This window comes from Microcystis sp. LEGE 00066, assembly GCF_015207925.1.
Classification (GTDB): domain Bacteria; phylum Cyanobacteriota; class Cyanobacteriia; order Cyanobacteriales; family Microcystaceae; genus Microcystis; species Microcystis ichthyoblabe_A.
In genome coordinates this window covers 1-11,422 of record NZ_JADEVX010000140.1, presented here as the reverse complement: position 1 = coordinate 11,422, position 11,422 = coordinate 1, and the positions used below count along the sequence as shown (strand labels likewise).

Annotated in this window: 12 protein-coding genes; 9 read left to right on the top strand and 3 right to left on the bottom strand. The window is 39.9% G+C overall.

Annotated elements, in window-relative coordinates:
- Positions 1 to 311 precede the first annotated feature (311 nt).
- The 5 genes from IQ224_RS17155 to IQ224_RS17140 all read left to right on the top strand — a co-directional run bounded on the left by IQ224_RS17155 (position 312) and on the right by IQ224_RS17140 (position 5,816).
- Positions 312 to 1,646, top strand: a complete 1,335-nt coding sequence (locus tag IQ224_RS17155) for an FAD-binding oxidoreductase (protein WP_002747395.1) — start codon at positions 312 to 314, stop codon at positions 1,644 to 1,646.
- A gap of 316 nt (positions 1,647 to 1,962) precedes the next feature.
- Positions 1,963 to 3,258, top strand: a complete 1,296-nt coding sequence (purB, locus tag IQ224_RS17150; RefSeq protein ID WP_084990041.1) for an adenylosuccinate lyase — start codon at positions 1,963 to 1,965, stop codon at positions 3,256 to 3,258.
- A 49-nt stretch (positions 3,259 to 3,307) separates the two neighbouring features.
- The gene (locus tag IQ224_RS24660; RefSeq protein WP_002747389.1) at positions 3,308 to 3,442 is read left to right on the top strand and encodes a hypothetical protein; all 135 of its coding nucleotides are present in this window, start codon (positions 3,308 to 3,310) and stop codon (positions 3,440 to 3,442) included.
- Positions 3,443 to 3,469: 27 nt separating this feature from the next.
- A complete protein-coding gene (locus IQ224_RS17145) occupies positions 3,470 to 4,948 on the top strand; it encodes an AAA family ATPase (RefSeq protein WP_036402469.1) in 1,479 nt (492 codons plus the stop codon).
- A complete protein-coding gene (locus tag IQ224_RS17140; protein ID WP_036402466.1) occupies positions 4,890 to 5,816 on the top strand; it encodes a hypothetical protein in 927 nt (308 codons plus the stop codon). The genes IQ224_RS17145 and IQ224_RS17140 overlap by 59 nt, the downstream gene beginning before the upstream one ends.
- Positions 5,817 to 6,139: 323 nt before the next feature.
- Here IQ224_RS17140 and IQ224_RS17135 read toward each other — a convergent pair whose 3' ends face one another.
- Together IQ224_RS17135 and IQ224_RS17130 are read right to left on the bottom strand one after the other, a co-directional pair.
- Positions 6,140 to 6,841 carry a DUF4276 family protein gene (locus IQ224_RS17135; RefSeq protein ID WP_002747380.1) on the bottom strand — a complete coding sequence of 234 codons (702 nt, stop codon included), beginning with the start codon at positions 6,839 to 6,841 and terminating at the stop codon, positions 6,140 to 6,142.
- 10 nt (positions 6,842 to 6,851) lie between these two features.
- Positions 6,852 to 8,276 (bottom strand): AAA family ATPase, encoded by a 1,425-nt coding sequence (locus IQ224_RS17130; protein WP_002747375.1) that lies wholly within the window; start codon positions 8,274 to 8,276, stop codon positions 6,852 to 6,854.
- Between the two features lie 402 nt (positions 8,277 to 8,678).
- Here IQ224_RS17130 and infC point away from each other — a divergent pair, with 402 nt between their 5' ends.
- Positions 8,679 to 9,209 (top strand): translation initiation factor IF-3, encoded by a 531-nt coding sequence (gene infC, locus IQ224_RS17125; protein WP_002736104.1) that lies wholly within the window; start codon positions 8,679 to 8,681, stop codon positions 9,207 to 9,209.
- A gap of 169 nt (positions 9,210 to 9,378) precedes the next feature.
- Here the strand turns inward: infC and IQ224_RS17120 are convergent, their stop codons facing one another.
- Positions 9,379 to 9,678: a ferredoxin gene (locus IQ224_RS17120; RefSeq protein WP_194033261.1), complete on the bottom strand. Its 300-nt coding sequence runs from the start codon at positions 9,676 to 9,678 to the stop codon at positions 9,379 to 9,381.
- Between the two features lie 186 nt (positions 9,679 to 9,864).
- On the opposite strand from IQ224_RS17120, the gene IQ224_RS17115 reads away from it, so the two are divergent.
- From IQ224_RS17115 to IQ224_RS17105, 3 genes are all read left to right on the top strand, one after another.
- The gene (locus IQ224_RS17115; protein WP_036402459.1) at positions 9,865 to 10,566 is read left to right on the top strand and encodes an NnrU family protein; all 702 of its coding nucleotides are present in this window, start codon (positions 9,865 to 9,867) and stop codon (positions 10,564 to 10,566) included.
- 88 nt (positions 10,567 to 10,654) lie between these two features.
- Positions 10,655 to 10,996 (top strand): co-chaperone YbbN, encoded by a 342-nt coding sequence (locus IQ224_RS17110; protein ID WP_194033260.1) that lies wholly within the window; start codon positions 10,655 to 10,657, stop codon positions 10,994 to 10,996.
- A gap of 194 nt (positions 10,997 to 11,190) precedes the next feature.
- A partial coding sequence (locus IQ224_RS17105) for a transposase family protein (protein ID WP_194033259.1) occupies positions 11,191 to 11,422 on the top strand: 232 nt, incomplete at its 3' end.

Sequence of the window (11,422 nt, the reverse complement as noted above, 5' to 3'; positions counted from 1 at the left end):
GCTGATTGGGTTGTAGGGTGTAGGGTGTAGGGTGTAGGGTGTGGGGTGTAGGGTGTAGGGTATGGGGGGAAGTGAGGGAATTATGAATTAAGTAGGTGGGTGGAATTAAATATAAGATGAACGTAGGTTGGGTTGAAGCATGAAACCCAACGCCCGCATGGGTTACGCTACCGCTAACCCATCCTACAAATAATTGTGCCTCCCTACTTATGAATTATGAATTGGGGTATGGGGAGAACAAATAAAAATAATCTCCTGTCTCCTGTCTCCTAACCCCACCAATATACCTTTTCAGCAAACCCTACCTAACCATGAAATCTAACTATCAAAATCTCATTGAAGAACTTGCCCATCTAGAAATTATCACCGATCCGGGGCAAGTGGCGAAACTTTCCTTAGATTATTATCATTTTAGTCCCATTTTAGAGGCACAACTGCAAGATAAACGGGCTGATTTAGTCATTCGTCCCCACAATAGCCAAGAAGTTATTGACATCGCTAAAACCTGCGTTAAATACCAAATTCCTTTAACAGTTAGAGGTGCGGGTACAGGTAATTATGGTCAATGTGTTCCCTTGCAGGGCGGAGTAATTTTAGACACAACCAAACTAACAAAAATTATCTCGATCGAACCGGGGACAGCGCGAGTAGAAGCGGGGGTAAAAATGGCATTTTTTGATAAACAAGCTCGCGCAATTGGTTGGGAATTAAGAATGGCTCCCTCTACCTATCGGACGGCGACAATTGGCGGTTTTATCGGGGGTGGCAGTGTGGGCATGGGTTCGATTAATTATGGACAATTGAAGGATAGAGGCAATCTGCAAGCAGTGCAGTTAGTCACCCTAGAAACAGAACCAAAAATTATCGAACTACGGGGGGATGAGGTAGAAAAAGTCAATCATGCCTACGGAACCAATGGCATTATTACCGAGTTAGAAATAGCCCTCGCTCCCTGTTATCCTTGGGCAGAATTTATCGTTACTTTTGCCGATTTTATCACCGCCGCTAAATTCGGTCAAGCTCTTAGTGATAGTGATGGCATTGTCAAGAAAATGGTTAGCGTTCACTCCTGGCCAATTCCCGCTTATTTTACTGCTCTTAAGGATTATTTACCCACGGGAAAAGCGGCAGTTTTGTTAATAGTATCGGACAGCGATCGAGTGGCATTAGAGTCTTTAATTCAAGAATATAAGGGTGAACTTACCTACTATAAAACGCCAGAAGAAACCCAAAAAGGCAACAGTATCTTAGAATTTACTTGGAATCATACCACTCTCCATGCGCGTAGTTCTAAACCCAAAATAACTTATCTACAGGCTTTTTATTTTAATCTAGCCACGGTAGAGAAACTCTATAATTATTTTGGTGAGGAAATCATGATGCACCTAGAATTTTTGAAATTTCAAGGTAAAGTTATTCCCGCCGGTCTTCCCCTGCTAGAATTTACCACAGAAACTCGATTAAATGAGATTATTGCTATCTATGAACAACAGGGGGCAGCCATTGCCAATCCTCACACTTATATCATGGAAGATGGTGGCAGCAGACAGATTAATCCGCTACAACTAGAATTTAAACAACTCGTCGATCCCTACGGATTGAACAATCCGGGTAAAATGCGAGCATGGGTTGAAGCAAGGGGGTAGGGATTCGATTCAAGCTAAATTAAACAAGATAGTTCACCGCGGCTCTCTTGGATTTGGTGGGTAAAATGTATTCTAAGATATAATCCTCCTAGAGAGGGGGTGGAACGAACCACAAAGACACAAAGGACACAAAGATCAATCAATCATATTGTAAGTTAAACTTATCACACACAACCTAGAAGAGCCTCACCGCTACTACCGAATTACTAACCGGTGAAAAGGGAGTGGGGAAAACAAAACTCTCCGCTGCCCCCTGCCTATTCCCAGACTTGCCCCGATCGGATACAATTAAACGGTCGTTTTGGAATAATTAATAGTGATCGAGCGTTATACTCTCCCTGCAATGGGGAATTTGTGGACGGATAGATATAAGTATCAAACATGGCTAGAGGTAGAGATAGCCGTCTGTGAAGCGCAGGCAGAATTAGGCTATATTCCTGCGGATGCAGTGGAAGAAATTAAGGCAAAAGCTAATTTTGATCCCGATCGCATTTTAGAAATAGAAGCAGAAGTGCGCCACGATGTCATCGCATTTTTAACAAATGTTAACGAATATGTGGGCGAACCGGGGCGTTATATTCATTTGGGTTTAACCAGTTCTGATGTATTAGATACCGCCCTATCCTTACAATTAGTCGCCAGTTTAAACCTGATTTTAGAACAATTAGAAGATTTTATCCAAGCCCTGCGTTATCGCGCCCAAGAACACCGTTATACAGTCATGGTAGGACGTTCCCACGGCATTCACGCCGAACCGATCACCTTTGGCTTTAAACTAGCGGGATGGTTAGCGGAAGTGCTGCGAGGACGCGATCGTTTAATTCGCTTGCGCCAAGACATCGCCATCGGTAAAATATCCGGTGCAGTGGGAACCTATGCCAATATTGACCCGAAAATTGAGGCGTTAACCTGTCAGAAGCTAGGATTAGAACCGGATACCGCTTCCACTCAAGTTATCTCCCGCGATCGACACGCCGATTATGTGCAACAATTAGCCTTATTAGCGGCTTCGATCGAACGTTTTGCCGTGGAGATTCGCAACCTGCAAAGAACCGATGTCCTAGAAGTGGAAGAATACTTTGCCAAAGGACAAAAAGGCTCCTCCGCTATGCCCCATAAACGTAATCCCATCCGCTCAGAACGCTTAACGGGAATGGCGAGAATTATCCGTAGTCATACCGTTTCCGCCTTAGAAAATATCGCCCTCTGGCACGAAAGGGATATTTCCCATAGTTCCGTAGAACGGGTGATGCTGCCGGATGTTTGCATTTTGACCCACTTTATGCTCAAGGAAATCACCGATTTAGTCAAAAATCTGCTGGTGTATCCCGAAAACATGAAGCGAAATATGAATGTTTACGGTGGCGTGATTTTCAGTCAAAGAGTTCTTTTAACTTTGGTGAGTAAGGGAATTAGCCGGGAATCTGCCTATAAAATCGTCCAAGAAAACGCCCATCGCGCTTGGAACACCGATAACGGCAATTTTAAAGCTTTTATCAGCCAAGATGAGCGAGTTACCGGTATTTTATCCCCCGACGAGATCGAAAGTTGCTTTGATCCCCAGCAGCACTTAAATCATCTTAATAGCATCTACCAAAGGTTAGATATTTAAAGAGCTTTCAGTGATCAGCTAACCACTAGCTTGTTGCTTTAGAAAGGTATTGACAGCGTTTTGGATTGTCGGTTGGCGATCGATCTTTTCTCAGAAAGCGATCGCTGTTCGTTTCTCGATCAAGGTCGCGTTTGAAGATAAAACTAAAGAATCGGCGCAAGCGAGTACGAATCGGGTAAAATAAGGGTCTGTATTCGGAGTGTTCGTTTTTATGATGAAAATCAAACTCTTGAATTTAGGTAGTATTAAAGAGGCAGAAGTGGATCTTCGGCCTCTAACCGTTATTATTGGCCCGAATAATTCTAATAAAACTTATATCGCCTACTCGATTTATGGGTTATGGATTAATCATCGTGACGGCCTTTTTTTTTATAGTGAAATTTTAGAAAAAATAGAATTTACAAATCAAGCCGATCATTGGTCTTTAAAAATAGACCGACGTTTTTATGATGTTATATCCGAAATTGTTCAAAAGTCCGCATCTGAATTTAGCGGGATAAAACTACAATCTTTTTTCCAAGATTCTAGCGGCAAGATTTTTGAAAAAACGAAATTCAGTATCGAAATTTCCGAAGATGATATTAAAACAGCTATAGAAAAAGTTTTAGCGCATATAATTGAGTATCGCCAGTCATTAGCTTCATTTGGAATCAAGAAAATCGAGCGAAGCGACAACAATAATGAGATTTTATTTTATCCAGAAAAAGAAGCTGAAATTTATGATTATAAAAACATGGTTCTTCTTGATTTTGTTGCTGGTGTTGTAACATTTTCATTTTCTGACATACTTCCTTTACCCGCCGAAAGAAACGTTTTTATAAATACCTATAAAGTGCTGGCTAATAGAAGATATAAGCTACTTAAAGAGAATCAGAGAGAGCTATTGATACAAGGACGTATTAATCGAGAGCCATTGATACAAGGACTTATTAATCGAGATAAGCAGTTAGAGTTACTGAAAGAACAGGGAGATATTCGCTATCCTCAACCAGTAGAGGATTTTTTAGATTTTTTAACTGACATAGAACTAGAAAATAAGCCCGATCCCATTGCCAAAAACAAAAATGATTTTCAAAAATTAGCTGATCAAATTGAAAAGTATATTCAAAATAACAATAAAACAATCTTTAAAAAGACTAAATTCGTAGGCAGAGAAATTAAAGTTTCGGTAAAAAGAAGTTTAGAGATCGATCTTTATAATGCTTCCTCGTCTATTAAACAATTAGCCCCGCTTTTACTCTATTTGCGCTATCGAGCAAAATCGGGGGATTTTCTGGTGATCGATGAGCCTGAAATGAACTTACATCCAGAATCTCAGGTAAAATTGTTAGAATCTTTAGCGATTTTAGTAAATTTAGGAGTTAGAATTTTATTGACGACTCATAGCCCCTATTTGATGGCTCATCTTAACAATATCGTTAATGGTAATCACCAAAATCCAGAACTTTTAGCCGAACAAGCTAAATTGCTTTATCTGCAAGATAGCCGAGGTTTTCTTAAAATGGAACAGGTTAGTGCCTATGAAATAAAAAATAATAAATTACTTTCTTTACACGACCCTGAATACGGTATTCGTTGGGATACTCTCAGCGATGTATCAGTTGATATTCAACAAAAGTTTTTTGCAATTTATGAAGCAGGACAACAAAACCAAGAAACCGAAGAAGGGTGTTCCTCAGAAGAAGAATAAACTCGATTGGCAAAAATTTAACTTTTTAGAAAATTTGCTTATTTTCTGTACCGTACCCAATCGGATCGCTCCACCCGAAAGCGGTGTCAGCTTTCGGATTACCAAGCCAGAAAAAGATTCCGTTTGTATTTTATTTAAAACTGATCGTCGGGAGGATCCTCTTGTTAGAAATCAAAAGCAGAAAAGACCTGATTATTTATCTCTTTTTATTCAGAATGGCTTACTTCTGCTGACAATTATCGAGATGAAGGGAACTAATAAAAATTCCACGAGTACAGGTATCGAACAAATTACAACTTTTAGAGATATTTTAAAACAAGAAATTGCCGATCATGTCACCAGTAAACTCAAATATAAATTTAAATTACAAGCTATCCTATTAACTCCCTATAATGCCGATATTCCTCGAAAGGCGATCGAAGAGGAAGCGGAGAAAGGATTTATTATTTTACCTATCCCGTATAATTCTAAAGCGGAGCTTTATCCTTATGTTTCCAAGACTTACAGTAAAGCGGATTTAAGCAAGATAGGCAAAATAAAGCATAGTCACGACGAGCAACATAAAGAATCCGATTGTTTGTTAATCGAAAACTTGTTGGCTAGACAAGCATCGGACAAACGTAAACAGGATAACTATTATTCATGTAAATTCACTCCCGCCAAAGATAGACAAGGCATCTATATAGATTATCAGGTGTCGAGCGATCGAGACTTGATCACCCTATTAACCGATCCGCAGGGAAAGAAAGTTCAATTGGCTTACTGTAGTGATGATTCTCAAAGTTCAATCGATCAAATTCAGGAAGAGATTAAAAATTTAAACATATATGGAATGGTAGAGATGGTAAGTCGCCTAATCAATAGTTAGTATAAAAAAGTGGTGTAGAGAAATCGGCGTTGCTGATTTGAGATATGAATCTTCTTTTCTGGTATTTTTAAAACCTAGAGCCAAACTAACTTTTGCACGGGAACCTGTACAGTTGCCATTCATGCCTTGATTCAGCAATGCCGTTTCTTGCTGCAAATCCGACTAAGCAACTAATCTACGACAGGGAACGCACCCTATGCCATTTTTCTTTATTCGTGGCAGACATTCTACTCCTTTCTCCCTTTCTAGAATAGGGTTTTAGGTTGGAGGCAATTAACCATCTCTGCCATTACTTTAGAAAAATGGTATTAGCAAGATCCTATTCACGTTTGATCAGGATTATCCTCTATATTGTTGACTTTCGTTAATTGTGGAAAAATATCTCGTACTGCCTCTTCAAATTTTTTGTAGGAAGATAAGGATTCTAATTTCGACAATGGGATGTTTGTACCAAGCGGTGAATATAAATCGTCAATTTTTAGTTTATTTCGATACAGTTTAGTAATACCTTCTCTGGCTTTATTGATGGCATTTTTAATTGTTTCTTTCGGATTGCTAAAAGATTCGGGATCTTTATCGATTGCTAACTCACTATCACTTTTATTTGTACACAATTCTTTTTTTAGTAATTCTTTGTCTGCTAATATCCAAGCTTCAGTCATTTGTATTGGAACGATAGCAACTAAATTTTTGCATAAGTCTCCCTCGTCTGATTTAATAGCATTAAAAGCCGGATTAATTCTTTCCTTAAATGCGTTTTCATCTGTTTTATCATCTGCGTCTGCATGGAAGCACAAAACCATTGCTCCCTTCTCCACCGCTTGAATTGCGTATTTTTTAGCTTTTTCTCGGATATTTTCGCCAGAGATTTGTGGAAGACAAATTGGTTCAAAAATTTTTATATCTTGTTTATCGTCAAGAGCAACTCTCTCGAAAGTGCGCTGAATAATATTCTGTAAAAATCTATGATCGGAACTGCCTTCTGTAGCTAAGGCAATAATTATTTGTTTGGGCTTTTTTGCCATCTTAATTGATTTACGTTAATTGGTTTTGTTGATTTTTAATATTTTTAATCGCACTTTCAGCATCAGCAGTTTTTAGATATTCGACAACTTCCGAGAGAGTTAGCTTGGCCTCATTTTCGGAGAAAAATAAGGTTAATTGCTTTTCATTCTCTTTGATAACAGGGTGAAAATTACTGCTTTTCATCTTAATTCGCTTCCCTTCAATAGTGGATATTATAGTGGTAAGTTGAGAAAGCCAAATGCTGACATTTTTATCATCTTGCCAATTAATTAATTGACTCACCAGAACCGGAGAATGAGTGTTCACTATTACTTGGCGTAAAGGCATTTCAGTATCTTCAAAATCGACAGTTAGCTCTTTTAATAATCTTGCCATTGCTTCAATACGAAAAGGATGAATGCCATTTTCTGGCTCTTCAAAACACAGTAATCCTGTGTGTTGTCGGTCGTATTGCAGGACACATAATGTTAATAAACGTAGGGTTCCTTCGGAAAGGACTCTCGAAGAAAACTCCCGATTATCATCGCCTTTTACCTTGATAATAAATTGTCGATTTGCTTTGTCATCATAAACATTAACTTCTGTAAGATTCGGTAGCAGATTATTGAGATCACGGGAAATTGCTGTGAGGGTATATTTATCATCTTGTTTAATGCGAAATAAAGCAGCGGCTAAATTCTTTCCGCTTGCTGTTATTGTATCTCTGATGCCCATATCTTGACGCGTAGGTTCTCGCAGATCTTCGGGATTAAGCTGCATAAACTTCCAACTCAGCATTTCTTGTTTGGCGGCTAATATATGTTTAAAATCTATAGTATTAATGCTGCTTAAAACAGTTTGTGATGCGTTTTTTGCGGGAAATACTTTTTTATTCCCCGCTTGACCGTCTTGATGTACAACAATGGTAGCAATACCACTAATATCTTCAGTCTTAATATAAGGAATGGCTCTCCTACCCGTTACTTTTGGTCGCCAAGTTTCCAATACTGTCTTAGGAATATAATTTTTTACCCAATTATCTTCATTGTGCTTTAAATTTTCTAAACGTTCATCAACAATATACAAGTTTTCAAATCCACTTATATTAGACTCCCGTTTAATTTTTAATTGATAGCGCAACCTTGTATATTTAAGATCGACTTCCCCACCCCAATTATCTTTTACCTTGCGATTGACTAACATTTCAACTATAAATTCCATTTCCGTGGCGTAGTCGTCCTCATCATACTGGGTAAAAAGTTCGCTAGGATGTCCTCGTTGCTCGCTAAAAGCCGTCTTCAGATCCACTTCTGCCAACCGCGTCAACAATTGCAAAGCATCAAATAAATTACTCTTACCAGAAGCATTAACCCCAGCAACTACAGTAAGCGGCGTGAATACCATTTCAAAATTATGAAAGGATTTAAAGCCATGAATTTTAATATAAGTAATCATAGTTTTAGGCGATAGGTAATATTAAAACATCAGCGCAACATTTAACCATACTGGACAATCTTCTCAACTTTCGCCTGATACTGTCCTACTATAATCTAGACATTGGTTTACAGGGGTAGTGCGATGCCGCCGATTTTGTCGGGTGCGTTCCCTGCTGCAACGAGGGGGAACGCATCTTACCGATCGATTCCTGAGAGTATAGGGTCTTAGTCTGAAAAGGCCTATGCACAACAGCTTATCTGGCTGACGGCCGGCGGCTGATGACCGGCGGCTAAAAATTAACATTGCAAGAAAACTTAACAATTGGCCAAGAAACTCGATCGAGTAGGTAGAATAACAAGTAAATCATTTTGTAAACTCCACCCGATTAACTAACTAGAATAGAGATAACCCAGAACGCCTGTGATAGATAAAAGACGCACTACTCGCGATCTCCCCCAAATTAACGAAAGAATCCGCTTTCCTGAAATCCGCGTTATCGATAGCGACGGCTCTCAGCTAGGCATTATTACTCCTGCCGAAGCTTTGCGCGTGGCCGAAGAAAAGGAACTTGATCTCGTCCTCGTCAGTGAAACGGCAAGTCCTCCCGTTTGCCGGATTATGGACTATGGCAAGTACAAGTTTGAACAGGAGAAGAAGGCCCGCGAAGCCAAGAAAAAACAGCATACAGCCGATATAAAAGAAGTCAAAATGCGCTATAAAATCGATGAGCATGACTACAACGTGCGAGTCAACCAAGCGCAACGTTTTTTAAAAGCGGGAGATAAGGTAAAAGCGACGATTACCTTCCGAGGTCGGGAAATTCAACACTCTAACCTAGCGGAAGAATTACTGGCACGCATGGCCAAGGATTTAGAGGATGTAGCTGAGGTACAGCAAGCACCAAAAAAAGAAGGTCGTAACATGATGATGATGTTATCGCCGAAAAAATAACTAACTAATCCGGAAAAAGGGGCTAAAACCCCTTTTTTGTTTTTCGGAAATCCCGAAAGGAACCCGATCATTTAAGACAAATGTATTACCCGAGAATTAAGTCTCCAGATTGCAATCATAGGGAGCAAAAGACTATTGCGAAGCATCACTTAAAAATTGATTACCGAGTTTACTGCCATTGAGCGTGAATGCGTGGATGGAGTAAACGCTCGACCGGTTGACCGTTTTTTAAATGTTCTTCGACAATCTGATTGACATCCTCTGGTTTAACACGACAGTACCAAGTTTCCTCGGGAATAATTCTCACCGTGGGGCTAGTGCTACACTGTCCTTGACAACCACTGGTCATAACGATGACATCTTCTGGGAGAGCTGCCGTTTGCCATGCTAAAAGAAGCTCGGACGCACCCTGCACCAAACAGGAAGAATGCTGACAGACCATCACAAATCGCTTTTGGGTATAAGACATATTACCTAAAAAGTTGCAAAATTAGATAGTTCCCCAGTTATATTCTTGGGAGTCGCTTTGGGGAAGCATAGTTTTATTTTGCCCCGAATCCCCGATACTGGCAACACAAAAAAAAGGGGCTAAAAATTAACCATCAATCTTTAAAATAGAATTGGGAGAAAAATTTAGTCAATCAAGAGGGTAAAAGTGGCATTCGCTAGTCATTGGGTCATGTTAGGTTTATTATTGGGTTTTGCTGTTGCCCATAGCGGATTAGCCAGTTTACGAATGCGGGGAGAAGCTATCATCGGTGCGCGACTGTATCGGGTATTATTTGCCCTTGTGAGTATCCCCCTAGCAGTAATTTTAGTAGTTTATTTCTTCAATCATCGTTATGATGGTTGGCTTCTCTGGCAAGTACAGGGAGTAACCGGAGTAAAAACCCTAGTTTGGATACTTTCGGCCATTTCTTTTTTCTTTCTCTATCCTGCCACCTTTAACCTGCTGGAGATCGCCGCTATCCAAAAACCCCAGGTTCATCTCTACGAAACCGGCATCCTGCGCGTTACCCGTCATCCCCAGATGGTAGGACAGGTGATCTGGTGTATTGCCCATACCCTCTGGTTAGGGACAAGCTTTACCCTGTTAACTTCCCTAGGTTTAATTGCCCATCATCTTTTTGCTGTCTGGCATGGCGATCGCCGGTTAGAAGACCGTTACGGAGAGGCATTTTTAAAGATCAAAGAACGCACCTCGGTGGTCCCCTTTTTAGCAATTATCGATGGTCGGCAAAGTCTAAAATGGCAAGAATTCCTTCGTCCTGCCTATCTAGGAGTAACAGGGTTTATTATACTCCTCTGGTGGGGTCATCCTTGGCTAATGCAAGCAACAAGTAAAATTTATTGGTGATTTTGCTCCCAACCCCTTTCCTGTTGATCCCGATTGGTGTAGAATGGCTTCTATATCAAAATAAAGTTTTCATAAAATACGTTTAGACATGATACTATCTGTCAACGAAAAGAGCTTCCCTAAGCTAGTTTTAGAATCTTCCCGTCCGGTTCTCGTGCATTTTTGGGCTACTTGGTGTGGTTTATGTCGTTTAATCCAACCCACCCTCTTGTCTTGGCAAAATGACTGTCAAGGTGCGATTCAATTAGTCGGTGTCAATGCCGATAATAATTTTAAGTTAGCTAATAGTTTTCGTCTGCGTAGTCTGCCTACTTTAATTCTCTTCGATCGAGGTGTTCCGGTTCACCGTCTGGAGGAAATTCACAGTCGCGAGGAATTGCAACAAACCCTGCGACTAATAGTCAAAAATCAAATCCCGCGTTCAGCTTAAGGGAAAGATATCTGGCTCTTCGGGAATTGTTATGCAAATAATTAACTTAAAATAAAATTCGATGAGAGTACCTACGCCTAAAAGTAGCTGAAATCTATACAGGGAGACACTTACGGCACAAACAAGTTAATATCAAAAGATAGACAATCGAGTTAAGATTTGATATAATAGCCAAAAACCAGAGTATTTTACTTATGATACTTGACAAATTTTTGAACCTAAAAGGAACGTCTATTCAAGGCTATCTACACCTAGAAAATATCGGTATAGTTTGCCAAATCGAATCGAAAAATCAAAAAGCAATCTGTCCTCGTTGTGGGTTAGAGAGCGATAAACTCCACCAAAATCATCGACATTTAGTCAAAGATTTACCGCTCTCAGGTCAACCAGTGTACCTACAGGTTAATCGTCGTCAATTTAAGTGCG

What these genes read in the sequence shown, in the direction of transcription:
- IQ224_RS17155 (WP_002747395.1), top strand. Translation starts at nt 312, where the DNA reads ATGAAATCTAACTATCAAAATCTCATTGAAGAACTTGCCCATCTAGAA.
- IQ224_RS17145 (WP_036402469.1), top strand. Translation starts at nt 3,470, where the DNA reads ATGATGAAAATCAAACTCTTGAATTTAGGTAGTATTAAAGAGGCAGAA.
- IQ224_RS17140 (WP_036402466.1), top strand. Translation starts at nt 4,890, where the DNA reads ATGAAGCAGGACAACAAAACCAAGAAACCGAAGAAGGGTGTTCCTCAG.
- IQ224_RS17135 (WP_002747380.1), bottom strand. Translation starts at nt 6,841, where the DNA reads ATGGCAAAAAAGCCCAAACAAATAATTATTGCCTTAGCTACAGAAGGC.
- IQ224_RS17130 (WP_002747375.1), bottom strand. Translation starts at nt 8,276, where the DNA reads ATGATTACTTATATTAAAATTCATGGCTTTAAATCCTTTCATAATTTT.
- IQ224_RS17120 (WP_194033261.1), bottom strand. Translation starts at nt 9,678, where the DNA reads ATGTCTTATACCCAAAAGCGATTTGTGATGGTCTGTCAGCATTCTTCC.
- IQ224_RS17110 (WP_194033260.1), top strand. Translation starts at nt 10,655, where the DNA reads ATGATACTATCTGTCAACGAAAAGAGCTTCCCTAAGCTAGTTTTAGAA.